The organism is Candidatus Aegiribacteria sp., from assembly GCA_021108435.1.
GTDB lineage: Bacteria > Fermentibacterota > Fermentibacteria > Fermentibacterales > JCC-6 > Aegiribacteria.
Genome location: JAIOQY010000184.1, coordinates 47,018 through 63,937, shown reverse-complemented (window position 1 = coordinate 63,937; position 16,920 = coordinate 47,018). Strand labels below are relative to the sequence as shown.

The window sequence follows — 16,920 nt, the reverse complement described above, 5'->3', positions numbered from 1 at the left end:
CACATTCTTAAGTTTACATTGGATTAATATTACTGCAATTCAATAATAAATACACATCAATCGATAACACAGATCTGGCAAGAAGTATGCATTAAGTAGTGTTGTTATGAATACAAATAGAAGCAGATCATATTGTGATATTCCGAAGGGGACGGGCTCCGGTGCCGCATATGTTATTTCATTAGCAGTATCAGCTGTAGTTATACTTTCCATATCACTCCTTTTTGGATATGTCTCGAAAGCATCTGAAAAGCAGAAAGTAGTAGAAAAATCGACACAGGCAACATTATCACACGATGCAGCGATTGAATATGCCGCATTCATGTATGGTTCCGGCAGAATATCTCCTGAGGATTCCATCCTGCCTGTTGAAACCGGGGGGATGATATCTCGATTCCGACTTATTGAATCTACACCGGTTGAAAGCAGAACGCTTCGTTACGAATTTCCGGGAGTATCTGAATTATCAGCTGTTCCGTCGCGCAGTGGTCTGCTGGTTGCTGGAAATACGACAGATGACAGCGTTATTGTATATCTCAGAGAGTATGGCGAAGACAGGAACAGGGTGGGTTTCCCCGTAACGATATGTTCCGTTCAAGGCAGCTGGATCTTGAAGGAATGCGTACCCGATATTGAACCTCTTGCTGTTCTTGCGTGTGATAACACTGAAGTTGATGTCCTTATTGCCATATCTGATTTTGGTTCGTCATCAGCCTATTCTCTTGGGGATTTTAGAATTTCAGAGTCTTCTGTTATCACCACAGGTCTTACAGAATCAGGGCCTGTAGTTGTTATAAATGATGGGTTCAACGCTGGAATAGCCATCGAGCTTGATAGCGGAGAAATCAGGCATCTCTATTCTGCCACAGGAACATGTCCGGTGATTATGCCTGATGGGAAAATATTCGGGGAAATATCATCTGATGAATCTATAGCTTCCACACTTAATCCTCCTTTGATCAAGGATGTATTTTTCGGTGATTTTGATCTTGATGGATATTACGACACGGTATGGGCAAGCAAGGACTGTCTTGCCTGTATGTCTTCAACCAGAGGAATGCTGCTAAAAGATGAAGTAGAATCCGCTGAACTTATCGCATGGGGGTATATCCAAGACAGGCACGGACTTGGAGGATTATGGGATTATGGGAATTCGGAAGTATCCTGGAGGAAGTATCTTGTACACGGTTTCCAGAATCTTAATAATCATAATGTTCTTCTAGACGGGTATAACGGAAGAATATTTTCTTATCGGAATACTCTTACTGGCCACAGGAACGGGAGTACTGAAATAGTTACTTCTGATATATCAGGTCAGGTTTCCCCTCTGCTTAATAGTGGTATTCCAGGGGACTTCAACGGTTCCGGTGGAATTGATATAGCGGTCATCTCTGAAGAAAATATGTTGTTATACCTGGATCCAGCCGGATCCGAGGATGTCCTGGTGGAACTGGAAATTTCAACAGGCAGATTCGATGAAGAACCGGAATTAAGAAACATGTATACCTTCAATATTCTTTTTTCAAATAGAAACAGGCTGGATATCCTGACACCAGTGGGGAGGATCAGGGGATGAAGATCGGGAAACGTTATTCCCCTTCGAAAGCACTGGTTCCCATGGTGACTCTTTTACTGATAACCTTTACAATCCTGTTCTCTCTGAAATTCTTCATCTCAGGGAGAATGGAACTGTCAGACAGGAGAAATGCTCTGATACTTGCTACAAATCGAATGTCTGCTCTCAATTACCAGGTGGATGTCCCGGAGGACGGTTCATCAATGTATCATGAGATCGTAGGCAATTCTGATTTTGTAGTAAGAACAGTTGTATTCACGCTTGCAGAGAATGAGCGCGAATTCTCTGTAGAAGTTACATCATCTTCGGGAGAAAGAATCGAACTTGTACGGAGAATATATCTTAACTGCAGGAACGGTAATGAAATTGAAATTGAATCAATTAATGAGACAGGAGGAAACGATGACAGGTAGAATACCCCGTAACGATCAGGGAGGATTTACCCTGGTCGAGTTGCTTGTCGCGAGTGTTATACTCGCGATTCTGATCGTAGGTCTTGGTTATTTCATTTCGTCGATGATCGAGAATTCGAACAAAATTGATGACCAGACAAAAGCGTTGGAACTGTGCAGACAGGGACTTGAGCAATGCAGAACTGAAGATCTTTCCGCAGGAACAACTTCGGAAAATATAACCCTGGCAGAGATAACCTATACAAGGGACTTAACTGTAAGTGATTACAGCGTGGAATATTCAGAGGCAAAACTCATTGTCTGTGAAGTTACATGGAATAGCTCAGGGGCTTCAGAAACAGTATCTCTAAGTACAGTATTTTAGGAGAGAAGGAGGATTGCAATGAATTGGCTTAAAAAAAGCAGGATAGGAATGACGCTTGTCGAGATTACGATAGTACTCGTGATTCTCGGAGTGGTGCTGGGAGCAGTATTTCTTCTTCTGACAAGGGGTACTACTGAATTCCACTTCTCCCGCAGACAGAATGAGCTGGATATCGCCGCAAGGCAAATTCTTGAAGCTATAACAAATACAGTTATCTGGGCTGGTTATATGCCCAATCCGGTATGGGATGATGATGAATGGCATCCGATAACACTGGCAACCATCAATGAGCTTGAGTTCTATGCTGATTATAAACCATGGGAGATTCTGGATGATTCAGACTACAGAAGAATCAAACTCCTCTTATCGGGACAGGTTCAGATAACAGACCGCACTGCTGCATTTTCACAAACCGTAGGCAGCAATGTAACAAATCTCTCATTTACTTATCTTGATGAAGATGGAGTGATGCTTGATACACTTACTACAGAGGAAAAGCGGGATCAGATCAGGCATATTCAGATAAGAATTGAGCTTGAATCGGAATACGCCGGTAATGTGTATTCAACAGTGATGTTTACAACGGTAACACCTCGTAATCTGGGGATAAGCCATAATATCGATCCGAGTTTTGGCGGATGGCCGGAAATCAAGGGAAATATTGCCTTCAATGTTCCGGGCTTATCCGGAGGACCGGCGCCTACAGCTGATGAAGTCTTTATGATAAACAGATTGAGCTTATGGGGCTATACAGTAACATTACTGACTGATCCTGATCTGGAGAGTTATGATTACTCGAATATTAACCTGCTTATCCTCAGATATATGGAGGCAGATGTTCATACATGTACTGATTTCCTGATAAATCTCAAAGTACCCATAATTACAATGAATGGACAGGAAGCTTCAGGAACATTTCTAATGGGTTCTGATTTCGGAGTCACAACGGGAACAGATATGACGGTTATAGAAGCTTTACATCATGTAAATAACGATCTCCCGGACCCGTTGTTCACCATATATTCCGAAGCGGCAGAGCATTCGATTCTGTACACTTTCGATGCTGGAACTTTCTTTCTGACAAAAGAGGGTATTGCTGACGATTACTCCGGAGTCTGCTACCAGGAGAATGGCGACGCTCAATCCCGCAGGGTTCACTATTCCCCGTGGGAAGCGACAAAATACACCAGCGACGGATGGCTGCTGTTCAGCAACACGGTAGAATGGGGGGCCTGGTACCCGGAAGAGGAAATCGGTGACCCTATCATGCCGCTTGAGGATTTTGAAAGAACAGAAGAAGACTTCCCTGAATTAGAAATTACATCAATTGAATTCGAAGCGACTTTCTGTCCTACATTTGATGATACATTTACATACGATGATGTAGATGTTTATATGGGCACGACGAGCGATGACGTTTTTGGTGCCGATGGCGAATGGGACAAGACAACCATGCAGCATGTCGCTGTGGATGTTAACTGGACAGCTACATGGGAGGCGGACAGCAGCTGCTGGAATGAAATTGTTCTCGATGTCCCCTTCACGCTTCCTGCCGGTGAGAATCTCATGATAAAGATAGAAAAATACGATAATGATATTTCAGGATCTTTTGAATGGGGATGCATTGATACCGGAACAGATTATCAGTGTCGGAATAATTTCAATAACGGTAGTGATCCCGTTAGCCTTACAAGAAACAGCATCCTTCCTGTTGTAAGGCTTAACACCACTGTTCATGGAACTCTTGAGATGATTGAAAAATCGGATAGCGAGGAAGAAGTACCTGTATATACGATGTTCGAGTATTCCGACTTTGAAGGAATATATACGCCTGATCTTTTCCCTGTGGATGACTGGATAACAGGCGGAAAGAAAAACGACTGGCAGTTCGGTGAGCCGGTATTTGTACCGGATATCGATCCAGACCTAACCACTGAGAATGGTAATTCAATAGCCGGAACAGATCTCGGAATTGTTGATCCACCGGGAATCTACGATGGATACTACGAAGACAATGCTTATTCATGGCTGGTTTCACCTGCCTATGAAATGCCTGCAGCAGGTACATACAACAAAATAACACTCAGACACTACATGTGTCTGAGGATTGCGACGGCAGATGAAGGATATGTCTATGTGGGATTCTCCGATACGGAAACTCCTCCCGATTCCATTTCAGGCGACTGGCAGCTGATAAGAACATATATCCAGGATGAGGATGAATGGAGTTATGCTAATACTGACATCAGCCATGAATTCGATAACTATTCCACAAGTGCGTACTTCTTTCTCAAATATGTTCTTTGCTCTAATCTAGCTTTCGTTGGTGGTGGTTGGAACCTTGATAATGTCCAGGTTTATGGAGATAATATCTAGCAGGAGGATGAATATGAAAAACAACAGAGGAAAGAAAAACGGTTCCGCGCTTGTTATGACTGTGGTTGTAATGGTGGTTTTTATGATCATCGGCAGCGGGATCTACACATTGTTCCAGGCAAACATATCATCCTATGAATGGCAGGGAGAATTGCTTCAGGCCAGATATACAGCAGAAGCGGGAGCCAACCTTGCTGCATATATGGTTATGGCTGGCGTTGAAATGCCGCAGGATTCTTTTCCAAGGCAGTTACTTCCTGCAAGTGGAATAGGCTGGTACGATCTTATCGGCGGAGACCTGGGTGAAATAGTTGTCTGGATTGACCCTGATAATGATAATGACGAGATCGAAGCTGCAAATGCTTATGGAGTCAGAGTGCTCGGTCGCGTGGGAACTGCAGAAAATTCCTTTTATTATGGTATGGAAGTCAAGATGATGCCGGAGAATTTTGCCCGGTTCGCCTGCTTTCAGGATGATGGATTTTCAAGCGGCTATTATGGTGACGGCTATATTTTCAGCGGACCGTTTTTCTCGAATGGTCCGATAAACATTTGGAGTAGTGATGCTTCCACATCTACTGATCCATACTTCTACAGTCTGGAGCTGGCGACCAGAGCAGGTGGCGACGGCTACTATTATGGAACAAGCCAGACGCCCGGGGGGCTGACTGTTGTGCCGCAGAGAGATAGGCTTCAAATACAGCCGTACGATAGAATGCTGATGGGTCCTCCTTACTTCGATATGCACGCTGACCAGATACCGTTCAATTCGGGCTCAGTAAACTGGCAGAGGGCAAGGAATAAAGCGGAGTCGGGCGGTCTCTACTTTGATGCCTCTTCACCGCACGGTGAACTTCCAAGCGGTACAAGGCTTATGATAGATAATCATACTCTTCATGTGAAAACGGGTAATGGTGTTCCAGAGACCACTTACGATCTATCCTTATTAGCAGAACCTGTTGTATGGATTGATAACGGCAATAACGACATAATTTTCATCAAGCAGTATCCTGCCGTATGGCCTGCTGTGGAACGGGGGATTGATATGCCCCTCACGATAGGCATGAGCGGGCATCTGTATGTATCCGGCGATCATCATTATATCGATCCTAATATCATGGATACTCATAATGATGATATGCTTGGACTTATTACTGTATATGGAGACGTTGTTATCGCGGAGGATCCTGGTGATGGCGCAGACTGGGGTGTTCCCTGGAGAATGACAACTGATGGCTATATATATTTCTCTGCGACCTTCATGGCCCTGGATGGAGTTCTCTATGCTGAGAATTACTCACAGCCAAGCGGCGGCGCAGTTGATTTTCATATAGTTGGAGGCTATCTTGCCCAGGCTGAAGGCTATACAAGTACTTCATCATCGGGACATAATATAGTAATTGATTACGATACGAGGCTGATGACCAGACATCCACCATATTTCCCCCAGACAGGACAGTGGTCAATTGTCTACTGGGAAAATATACCTGATATGGATCTGCAGAGTATAGAATGGGACAGATATTAAATCGAACATCAGGAACTGTTTAAGAATACCATGCAGTCTGGCCGGTAACAAAGGCGCCGTGCTGGCGATCACGATGATACTTGCCCTGGTTCTGTTCATTCTTTCTACAGCCGTATTCGTTCTGTTCAGAGCTAATATGGATTCGTACATGAACACATCCGGCAGAATCAGGGCAATAGCCGCAGCGGAAGCAGGTGCGAATATCGCGCTGCATGAACTTGCGCTCGGAAACGGAGCGCCGATTGAAACAGACCCATATTTGCTTCCCGGTGATAGTGCGAATTGGATAAGTATTCCAGCGGGAAACGAGAAAACCCGGGTCATAATTGATCCGTATGACGGTAATACAGATCCTAATGTTATTGGCGCTGTCGAAATAAGGAGTACCGGATTATCCGGCAACGTAACAAGAGACATCGTGATACGGGCTTCACCCGATTACCCCTCGAGATATGCTCTTCTTCTGAATAACAGGATTCCACCCGGGTTTTTCGATGATGGAACCTTCATAACCGGACCGGTTCATTCCAACGGTTTAATAGGGTTTTCCAGTCTTTCACCCGACTCGTTTGAAGATCCTTATGTGGCAGCAGTATCCACAAGCCTGGAGAATTTCTACTTCTCCGATGCCGGTTACTCCGATGTACCCCATCCGGCGAATTCAAATATCTGGGTCAGACCCTACCGCCGACATCTCAGGGGAAGTCCACACTGGGTAACTGAAGCTGACAGCATAGACTTCCACTCTATGTCTCAATGGTTCAGGCAGCTGCAGAATGAGGCACATTCGCAGGGAACCATGATCACCAGTGCAGGGAGAATCATTCTTAAGGGTAACATGCTCCTTCTGAAGAGCGGAATAGATTCTCCCGTGGATACGGTCAGCCTTGTCGGAAAGGATTTGGTCTACATTCAGTGTATAGCCGGTTACGCTTACCTTAAAACTGCAGGACGTCCGGATCATGCGGTCACCCTGGTAAGTTCAGGACAGATATACATTGCCGGATCAATTCAGAAACCCGCTTCTGATGATTCAGGACCGTTGGGAATCGTTTCCCTGGCAGACATAATCATTGCAGAAGATCCTGATCTTTCAGGCGGTGATGACTGGCCTTATCCATGGAATATTGAAACTGATCAGCATCTTCAGATCCGTGCTGTATTGGCTGCACCTGATGGCCGTCTCAGAGCACAGGACCCAGGTATGCCGGACCCGAACGTGAGGATTACCATATATGGAGGCCTTATTCTTCAGGATGTTGGTTTAATCGGAATCGGCGGGAAAGGTTATGAACTTGCTATTGCCTGGAATGAGATACTTACGACAAAGCATCCGCCTCATTTTCCGGATCTTGACAGATGGGTAGTATCGTCCTGGCAGCAGGACAGGGATTATGGCGAACTGAGCATCGAAGACAACCTGTTCTAAATGGGGGCCGGGCCTAACATTTAAACATTTCGTCTCTTTTTGATGATTCTCCCGATTGTTACGATATGTTTGTTTAAGAACTGCGCAAGTTCTTTCTGAGTGTATCCATGCTTGGAATATGCTTCAAATAGCGTTTTATTCCTTATTTCTTCATTCATAGATTCGAGATCTTTAAATAGTGAGCTTAGATCCTCTCTGCATGCATATCTCAGTTCCCTTGGAATCTCCGTATCATCTCTGTATTCACTGATTCTTTTACTTAGCGATTCTATAAAACTTTTATCTCCCAGAATCAGACCAGCCTTGATATCCTTCATCGGCGGATCAGCATTGATACCATCCATAACGAAGTTTATGTATCGTTTGCGGGCAAGTGACATATCATTGTCAAACTGGGATAGAATCCACTCTATTGTAAGGAAAGAATCCCACCATTTGGTATTGCCGATGGTTGAAGAAAAACTGCTCCACTGGTATTCTCCAGGGTGTTTCACAATTCCAGCTCTTACAGGATTAAGAACTAGATATCTGCACAGTTCAAGAAGATAGTCATCCCTTTGTACTAGAATTGCTTTAAATCTTCCCTGAAATACATGACCGACGCGATCATATTGCTTATTGAAATACTGGGCATAAATCGAGTTCAACCTGTGTATTCCTGCTGACAGATTTGCGTCAGGAGTTTCTATAAGTAAGTGGTAATGATTGTCCATGATACAGTATGCATGACAGATGTAGTTGAATGCTTTGGTGCAGTTTTTCAGAGTATCAAGAAACTTGTATCTGTCAGCATCATTTATGAATATTGCAGCTTTACTGTTGCCACGCGCGGTAACATGATACAAAGCTCCCGGGTATTCGATTCTTAATTGCCTGCTCATATTATGAGTGTACGCATAAATCAGATACATTTCAAGTGTTGAAAAGAAAAGCACTAAATAAAAGTACCCTCATTAGATGTTCAGCGACAATGTCAGAATCGGATCAAAACATCAATTGCCGCTGATAAACCAGAAATGTTTAAATGTTAGGCCCGGCCCCCAGATCTCTCAGGTTTTCGGCGAAGAGTTTTGCGTATTCACCGGTCGGAAATGCTGATTCAAGGGCACCCGAAGCAAGCCTGATGCTTTCTTCAAGCGGCAATGTGTAGCGCATCACAGTGTATTTCTTCCTGAAATCGGCTACTTCATCGGCAATATCCTCGTTCTTCAGGATTATTCTTGCCATGAATTCAGCCAATTGACCGAAATCGTTTTCATTCATTCCGTACCTGGTCATTTCGGATACACCTGTCCGGATGCCGCTTGAATAAAGGAACGTTTCATCATCGGGAAGTGCCTGGTAGTTGACTATGATGTTATTGGCCTGAAGGCGGTCTGCTATCTTGGAGCCTTCTCCGTGTTCCGCCACACGAACAACAACCTGATGCGTATGTGTGTACCCGTCAGCAGGATCACCCTCAACCATAAGCCCGTTATCCGCAAGGTGTTTCGCGAAGGCTCTTGCGTTTGACAGGACTTTGTTCTGGTACTCATCCTTGAACTCGTTCATCTCCATAGTTGCAACGAGAAGACCCAGAAGAGTGGCAAGATGATGGTTGCTTGTGCTGCCGGGGAAAGCTCTGCTCGTGATATCAAGCCAGAGTTTCCGCAGTGGAGTTTTCTTTGCCATGTTGCTGACCACTACACCACGCTGTGGGCCGAAGAATGTTTTGTGGGTGGATCCTGTGACAACGTCTGCGCCGTCCATAAGCGGAGCCTGGAATGCTCCATAGATCCCGAGCACATGTGCCATGTCGTACATTATGACAGGTCTGTCCTCCCAATTGGCTACTTCGTCAGCCAGTTCCTTGACAGGTTCGGGATAGAGGAACATGCTTTTTCCGAAGATAACAAGCTCCGGACGTACCCTGCGCACAGTTTCCAGCATCTTCGGCACGTCGATCCTGTATGGATTGCTTTCCATCACGGGAAAGTTGACACAGTTCTCCTTGCCTGTTCCAGGATCTATATCAACGAAATTAAAGAGCGCTCCGAAAGGCTGGCTGGACAGGTGGCCTCCAAGACCCAGATTATTGTTCATAACAGAGCGGAGCTTTCTGAATGTGCCATCCGGAGTGGAGCGGTTCACAAATTTGGTTACACCCTCGAATATGACTTCATTTGCCATCTGTCCGCTAATGGTTCTCAGTTCAGCTTCCGAACACTGGAAATATTCCTTTATCGCTTCTCCGACCTCTTCCTCTATTTTTCTGATGAAATCAGTTCCGTGATAGAAATAAACATCCCTGCCCTTCATCCTTTTATGCTCGGCATATCTGCCTGCTGGATCGCACAATTCGCAGATTTTGACAAGAGGGCTGGGTGTATTTTCGGAGGGAATGAGATTAATGCATTTCCTCTGTCTCCACAGGTTGTTCTCCCGTATTCTTCCGAAAAGGTCATCCATTTTTTGCGATAAATCGGCCATGATTCCACTCCTTATAAGTTCATTAACTGGATTTATATTGTTTCCAGTGATCCTCTTACTATGTCAGGCGACAGTACTATAATGCAGGCTCCCCTGTGATTCTCCAAATCTCCGGTAATTTCCTCGATTGAAGCTATCATTTCATCAAGGGTATCGGCTGGAACAAGTGCAAGAATGGTTCTGGGTTCGGGCTGGGAACTGCCGAGAACGTCAAGAAATCCCGCAAAAACAGGTGCTCCGGAAAGGATTTGACTCATGAGATTTCCCTCATGGGTTATGGCCCCTGGAAGACCCATTTCCAGAAAGAGCTCGATAATATCATTGTAGATCTCGTCCTCCTGGACAATTATCAGCATAAGCCGGTTAAAGGTTTTGTCTTTACAGGAATCAATGGCAGTTGCCGGAGCAGCATGATAAAGGAAGGCTTCTCTGAGGGCATACGAGGTTGAACTGCTTAACAGTTCGTATCTGGATTTACCTGCTCCAAGTACTCTGCTGGCTGCCGCCAGGAGCCTCAGATGCATTTCCGGATCTTCAGGCGGGCCTACTATAGCGCAGAATACGTGCACACTTCTTTTGTCCATGGCATCGAACGGCACACCCTTGTTTGAAATACCCAGAGCCAGTACAAAATCCTTCATGCCTGTAACCTTGCAGTGGGGAATTGCGATTCCCTTGCCGAAACCTGTGGATCCCATTTTTTCTCTTTCCAGAAGGCCCTGCTCGATGTTTTCCAGATCGACTCCGGCAGCGCTTGGGGATGTTTCAATAAGTTCAGCAAGGCTTCTGACAACTTCTTCTTTTGTTTTTCCCGCAAGCTCGATTGTGCAGGATTCCGGTAAAAGGTATTTGGAAATATCCATTATTACTCCAATTTGGCGCCGTGCACCACGGAATATCTTGAAAACGGCGGTCCGGTAAGTTCATTAAAAAGTACAGAGAACAGCACAATGTTTATCAGAGTGGCGGTGATCTCTCGATTCAGTGCAAAATATGGCATCGTATCAAGAAATAGTACAAGACCTATGGCTACTCCGGCCTGTGGAAGCATTCCATAACCGAGATATTTCTTAATTATAGGATCCGAATGAGCTGCCGATGCTCCGATATGTACTCCTGCAATCTTTCCCGCAGCCCTGGCCAGAACGAAGATTCCGCCCATAAGCAGGATATGTGGCGAGGTCATGACGGACATACTCAGTTCGGTACCTGCAATCGCAAAAAACGCTGCGTACAGGGGGGGGGAAATCGAGTCAAGGGTATTTATTATCCGATGGGTTTTCCTTGACAGATTCGCCATAACAGCACCAGCCGCCATACTGGCAAGAAGTGCGCTGAGATGGAAACTGTTACAGACTGCTGAAAGAATGAGTATGACCCCGAGTAAAATTATCAGGATTTCATTGGTTCTTCTTCTTTTTCGGGTCAGGAAATGCAGGAGCCATCCTGCTGATGCCCCGAGTACAAGTGATGAGAAGATCTCAATAACAGCATGGAAAACCGAATGAACAAGACCGGCAGCTGATCCCAGGGAATTACCGGCAATAGCAGTAACAGCTGCGAAGAGTAATACGCATCCTGCGTCATCAAGAGCTACGACTCCATACAGGTAATCCACAAAAGGTCCCCTTGCCTTGAGTTCTCTGATAATCGCGACCGTTGCTGCCGGTGCCGTTGCAGATGCTATGGCTCCCAGAATTGCTGCGAATTCCAGCCTCATTCCTGCAATAACGAGACCGGTCGTAACAAGTATGAATGCACCGAAAAGCTGGAACAGTGTAATGATTACCACCGGTCTGCCGATGGTTCTGAGTTTCTTCAGGCTGAACTCACTTCCAATAACCAGGGCGATAAGTGCCAGGGCGATCTCGGTTATCGAAGCAAGGGTTTCGTCAAGGTCTTCATGCACAAGACCGATACATGAAGGACCAAGGAGAAGGCCTGCAAGTATGAAGCCGGTGATAGCCGGAAGCCGCACTTTTTCCGCGAACCTGCCCATGAAATAGCTGCCCATGAGAAGAATCCCGACTCCGAATACAATATGTGTGCTGAAAGCTTCACGCAGTTCCAGCACGTAACCCGATATATCTGAAAACATCTAACCTCCTGAAGAAGCCCTCAGAATAATTCTGTATTGCCTGTGGGTCAACCTTACTGATTCAGTTTGAAAAGCTTTATATTCCAGCGATTCGAGAGAACAGTTTCTAAATATGATATAATGAAAGGTTCAGATGACAGTCGAAGATTTACGATCAGTTTACAAAAAAGCATTTGAGAGACTCACCAGACTCAAGGAGTGTCTTTGACTTCCCTTTGCTTGTTTCCAATGATAAGAAACTCAACAAAATCATGGCTGAACCTGGATTCTGGGATAGCAAGGAAGCTGCTCTTAAGATCATAAATGAGCATAAGCAGATCCAGGCCCGGATCAATCCTATTCGAGAAGTTGAGAACAAACTGGAGAATGTGGAGATTGCAGTCGAACTGCTTTCAAATGATCCTGATGAAGAACTGGAAAGGGAATGCTCGGTTAATCTGACATGGGTGAACGGAAGACTGAACCGTCTTGATTTCATGCAGATGCTGTCAGGTCCTAACGACAGGAATGATGCTATACTGACAATTCGGTCCGGTGCCGGCGGGCAGGATAGTCAGGACTGGGCTGAAATGCTGATGAAGATGTACATTTACTGGGCTGAAAAGCAGGAATTTAATGTTGATATACTGAGTATGAGTGAGGGTGGTGTTGAGGGTGGAATCAGAGAAGCGATTCTATCAATAAAGGGACCATGGGCTTACGGGTATCTTAGTGCTGAAGGTGGAATCCACAGGCTCGTAAGAAAATCTCCCTTTGATCAGAATCATAGGAGGCATACCAGTTTTGCTTCGATATTTCCGCTTCCTGATCTTGATGATACCATTGAGATTGAACTAAATGATGATGAAATAAGAGTAGATACTTTCAGGGCAAGCGGAGCCGGCGGCCAGCACGTTAATAAAACAGATTCAGCTGTGAGAATGACGCATATTCCGACTGGAATCGCTGTCACGTGCCAGAATCAGCGATCTCAGTTCAGGAACAGAGAAGTGGCAAGAAGAATTCTCCGGGCTCGCCTGTATGAACTTGAACAGGAAAAACGCCGGGAAGAGAAGGCGGAAATGGAAAAAACAAAAAAGGATGTTTCCTGGGGCAATCAGATAAGATCTTATGTAATGCATCCCTACAAAATGGTGAAGGATCACAGAACCGGTATGGAAACATCGAATATTGATAATATTCTCTCAGGTGATATACAGGAGTTTATTGAAGAATATCTCAGAAAGAACGGTCAGTAATTATGAGTGATGAACAGCAGAATCTGAGAAGAAGCAAGCTTGAAAAACTTCAATCGGAATTTTCGATTGATCCCTATCCCCCAAGAAGCCATAAATCATTCTCCATGAAGGAAGCCAGAGATAAAGGAGAAACAGAGGAAGACATATTCGTTACTGGAAGGATCACAGGGAAAAGAGAACATGGCAAAACAGTCTTCGCTGATCTTCGCGACGGCACAGGTTCCATTCAGCTTTATCTGAGCAGGAATGTTCTTGATGAGAAGGCCTGGTCTGTTGTCGGTATTCTTGATCTTGGAGATATAATCCAGGTTAACGGGTCAATCTTCACAACCAGATTGGGCGAATTGACTGTCAAGTGTGCCGATCTGACTTTGCTGAGCAAGAGTCTCAGACAGCTACCTGTCGTTAAGATTGATTCAGAGGGAGTAGCTCACGACGAGGTTACCGACAGTGATTACCTTTATCGGCACAGATGTGTTGATCTTCTGATAAACCCCGATTCTCTCGAAAGATTCAGAAAGAGGAGCAGGATAATATCCTCACTCAGATCATACCTCGATTCAAATGATTTCCTGGAAGTTGAAACTCCTGTATTACAGTCTATTTACGGTGGTGCTGCAGCGGAACCATTCAAAACACACTATAGCAGCATGAATGAAACATTCTTTCTGCGAATCGCCAAAGAGCTGTATCTTAAACGTCTCCTTGTCAGTGGAATTGATAGAGTCTACGAGCTGGGAAAAGATTTCAGGAATGAAGGAATCGACAGGACGCACAGTCCTGAATTTACACAACTCGAAATGTACGAGGCTTATGCGGATTACAATGTAATGATGACTCGATTCGAGGAAATGGTCATTACTGCTGCTGGGGTTTCAGGAATCGGATCAGATCTTGAATATCAGGGAACTCTGATTCATCTTTCCCCACCGTTCAGGAGGATAGGATTCATTGATTCCCTTTTGAAGGCTAGCGGAGAAGATCTCTTCTCCTGGGAACCGGAAGATCTTGAAGCGCTCGCTCAGAAGAATGGTATTACTACGCCTGCAAAAGACAGAATCACACTTCTTGATAAACTTTTTGATTTCTATGTGGCTGACAGAATTGAGCAGCCCACTTTTGTTGTTGATTATCCGGAAGCTCTCTCACCTCTCGCGAAGGGTAAACCCGGTTCACCTGGTGTGACTGAAAGATTTGAAGCCTTTGTGCTTGGTCTGGAACTTGCGAATGCTTTCAGTGAACAGAACAATCCGATTCTTCAGAGGCAAATTCTTGAGGAGCAGGCTGAAGCCAGTGTTCATCGGGAGGGTTCGGTTGATGAAGAGTTCCTTTTCGCACTGGAAACCGGGATGCCTCCAGCCGGAGGGATGGGGATTGGTATTGATCGTCTCGTCATGCTTTTAACAGGAACAAGCAAGATCAGAGATACGATCTTTTTCCCTAATCTACGGCGGCAGAACAAGTGAATTATTCTCTGATTCTGCGCATTGCCTGGAGACAGATACTCAGCAGATCAAATTCAGGCTTTGTCAGAACAGTATCTCTTTTATCAATAACCGGTATTGCAATCGGTGTAGCCGCATTGTTAATTCTCCACGCCTTCATGGATGGTTTCTCCGGAACTATCATGGAGCATCTTGCAGCAATTCAACCTCCACTTGAGGTGAGGGCACCTGGAGGATATCCTGTTGAGGAAACCGATCTTTTTTTTGTGGAGAATCTTGCGGATTCGCTGGATGAACTCTACGGTGTATCAGCCGTTCTGGAGAAAACAGTTGTAGCAGCCGGAAACAGCGGAGATGTTGCTGGCATTCGCGTAAGGGGAATTGACTGGGATGTTGAACCACATCTGATTTCAAGCGACAGACTTGATGGAATGAACATAACAGGAAGAGGAGCCGTTCTGGGGCACATTCTTGCGACAAGGCTTGGAGTATCCGCTGGTGATTCGATCAGATTCGCTTCTACCGACGTCACTGAATTCTCTTCGATGGGCAGATTGCTTGTCGATACTATTATTCCCGTGAGAGTATCCGCTGTGATAAATTTTGGTATCGATGAATACAATTCTTCAATTATTCTCACTGATCTGGTAACTGCTTCATTGTTATTCAGGGAAGATATTACTGCTACATCATTGAGCGTTGGAATAGTGCCTGGATATGATCCCCTGCATACTGCTGAAAAAGTATCAGCCATTCTAAGAGCTTCCTACATAGGTGATGAATGTAATTACATGGTCTGTGATGCGTTCATCTCACGGCACAAAAATCTGTTCGCTGCTCTGGGCCTGGAAAAAACAGGCATGTCAATTGTACTTGCTCTGATCAGCGTCGTAGCTCTGTTGAATCTGCTTAGCGCTCTTAACATGATAGCACTGGAACACAGGAGAGATACAGGTGTATTGCGAGCCATGGGTGCTTCACCGGGAGCGGTACTTGCCACAGGTCTGACGCAGGGCGGAATTATAGGTCTGGCCGGTGCGCTGACTGGTTCTCTTTTTGCTGTCATGACTGTTCTTATAATCAATACAGTATTTCCAATCAGACTTGAAGGCAGTGTATACTGGATTGATGTTCTTCCAGGTGAGATACAGCCTGTCCTTATCCTGTGTATAGGGGGAGCTACAGTGTTTGCCTGTTTACTTGCATCTTTGATCCCAGCTGTTTATTCGCTTTCGGTATCTCCATCAAAGGCGGTAAGGTATGAGTAAGGAAATAGTTCTGTCAGCAACAGATATCTGGAAATCCTACGGGATTGAAGCTACGTTCCTTTCCATTCTCAGAGGAGCCTGCCTCTCGATAAAAGCAGGTGAGGTGGTTTCCCTGGTTGGTCCGAGTGGATCCGGAAAAAGTACTTTCCTTCATGTCTGCGGGGTGCTTGACCGTCCGGATAGAGGTGTTGTAACTGTCAGTGGAACGAACGTCTGGGATGTTAATGAAAGCGGAAGAGCAAGGATCAGAAATCAGGCACTTGGTTTTGTGTTTCAGTTTCATCACCTTCTTGATGAGTTTACTCTGCTTGAGAACGTAGCTATGCCCTCAATGCTTGCCGGGAATTCCAGAAAAGACGCGCTTGAAATAGCTGAGCAGTTACTTGATGAAGTAGGTATTCTGGGCAGGAGCGAGCACTTTCCCTCCGAAGCTTCAGGAGGAGAACGTCAGAGGGCAGCTGTAGCCAGAGCACTTATTCTATCTCCTTCAGTAGTCCTGGCCGATGAACCCACAGGCAACCTTGATGCTGAAAACAGTATACGGGTAGAAAATATGATACTGGAACTGGCCGAAAAGAGAAATCAGGCATTTATTATTGCCACTCACAGTATTGAACTCGCTGACAGAGCTCACAGGAAATTGACTCTGGAGGATGGAATTCTTGTATAATGAGATTGCAGAGTTCCTTCACCATGGTTATCTTTATTATGGTCAG

The 16,920-nt window shown here is 45.1% G+C and carries 14 protein-coding genes; 10 read left to right on the top strand and 4 right to left on the bottom strand.

The genetic code is table 11. From position 1 onward, the window contains the following. Positions 1-106 precede the first annotated feature (106 nt). The 6 genes from K8R76_10960 to K8R76_10935 are packed head-to-tail and all read left to right on the top strand — an operon-like array spanning position 107 to position 7,686. Positions 107-1,576, top strand: a complete 1,470-nt coding sequence (locus K8R76_10960) for a hypothetical protein (protein MCD4848695.1) — start codon at positions 107-109, stop codon at positions 1,574-1,576. Then, positions 1,573-1,989 carry a hypothetical protein gene (locus K8R76_10955; protein MCD4848694.1) on the top strand — a complete coding sequence of 139 codons (417 nt, stop codon included), beginning with the start codon at positions 1,573-1,575 and terminating at the stop codon, positions 1,987-1,989. Before K8R76_10960 ends, K8R76_10955 begins: the two co-directional genes overlap by 4 nt. Further along, positions 1,979-2,353, top strand: a complete 375-nt coding sequence (locus K8R76_10950) for a type II secretion system GspH family protein (protein ID MCD4848693.1) — start codon at positions 1,979-1,981, stop codon at positions 2,351-2,353. Before K8R76_10955 ends, K8R76_10950 begins: the two co-directional genes overlap by 11 nt. An 18-nt stretch (positions 2,354-2,371) precedes the next feature. Continuing rightward, positions 2,372-4,729, top strand: coding sequence for a type II secretion system GspH family protein (locus K8R76_10945; protein ID MCD4848692.1), 2,358 nt, complete (start codon positions 2,372-2,374; stop codon positions 4,727-4,729). A 13-nt stretch (positions 4,730-4,742) separates the two neighbouring features. Next, positions 4,743-6,257, top strand: coding sequence for a hypothetical protein (locus tag K8R76_10940; GenBank protein MCD4848691.1), 1,515 nt, complete (start codon positions 4,743-4,745; stop codon positions 6,255-6,257). A 58-nt stretch (positions 6,258-6,315) separates the two neighbouring features. Continuing rightward, entirely contained in the window at positions 6,316-7,686 is a 1,371-nt protein-coding gene (locus tag K8R76_10935) for a DUF4900 domain-containing protein (protein MCD4848690.1), read from the top strand. A 20-nt stretch (positions 7,687-7,706) separates the two neighbouring features. Here the strand turns inward: K8R76_10935 and K8R76_10930 are convergent, their stop codons facing one another. The 4 genes from K8R76_10930 to K8R76_10915 form a co-directional block, all read right to left on the bottom strand. After that, complete coding sequence (locus K8R76_10930) at positions 7,707-8,567, bottom strand: transposase (protein ID MCD4848689.1); 861 nt, start codon at positions 8,565-8,567, stop codon at positions 7,707-7,709. A 139-nt stretch (positions 8,568-8,706) separates the two neighbouring features. Further along, positions 8,707-10,155 carry a hypothetical protein gene (locus tag K8R76_10925; protein MCD4848688.1) on the bottom strand — a complete coding sequence of 483 codons (1,449 nt, stop codon included), beginning with the start codon at positions 10,153-10,155 and terminating at the stop codon, positions 8,707-8,709. 32 nt (positions 10,156-10,187) lie between these two features. Then, a complete protein-coding gene (locus K8R76_10920) occupies positions 10,188-11,018 on the bottom strand; it encodes a PTS sugar transporter subunit IIA (protein ID MCD4848687.1) in 831 nt (276 codons plus the stop codon). Between the two features lie 2 nt (positions 11,019-11,020). Continuing rightward, positions 11,021-12,253, bottom strand: coding sequence for a cation:proton antiporter (locus K8R76_10915; GenBank protein ID MCD4848686.1), 1,233 nt, complete (start codon positions 12,251-12,253; stop codon positions 11,021-11,023). Positions 12,254-12,426: 173 nt separating this feature from the next. Here K8R76_10915 and prfB point away from each other — a divergent pair, with 173 nt between their 5' ends. Genes prfB through K8R76_10895 form a run of 4 tightly spaced genes read left to right on the top strand, consistent with a single transcriptional unit; the run spans position 12,427 to position 16,874 of the window. Continuing rightward, positions 12,427-13,491 (top strand): peptide chain release factor 2, encoded by a 1,065-nt coding sequence (gene prfB, locus K8R76_10910; protein MCD4848685.1) that lies wholly within the window; start codon positions 12,427-12,429, stop codon positions 13,489-13,491. A gap of 2 nt (positions 13,492-13,493) precedes the next feature. Beyond that, positions 13,494-14,957 (top strand): lysine--tRNA ligase, encoded by a 1,464-nt coding sequence (gene lysS, locus K8R76_10905; GenBank protein MCD4848684.1) that lies wholly within the window; start codon positions 13,494-13,496, stop codon positions 14,955-14,957. Then, positions 14,954-16,204 (top strand): ABC transporter permease, encoded by a 1,251-nt coding sequence (locus K8R76_10900; protein MCD4848683.1) that lies wholly within the window; start codon positions 14,954-14,956, stop codon positions 16,202-16,204. The genes lysS and K8R76_10900 overlap by 4 nt, the downstream gene beginning before the upstream one ends. Beyond that, positions 16,197-16,874 carry an ABC transporter ATP-binding protein gene (locus K8R76_10895; GenBank protein MCD4848682.1) on the top strand — a complete coding sequence of 226 codons (678 nt, stop codon included), beginning with the start codon at positions 16,197-16,199 and terminating at the stop codon, positions 16,872-16,874. Before K8R76_10900 ends, K8R76_10895 begins: the two co-directional genes overlap by 8 nt. Positions 16,875-16,920: the final 46 nt, after the last annotated feature.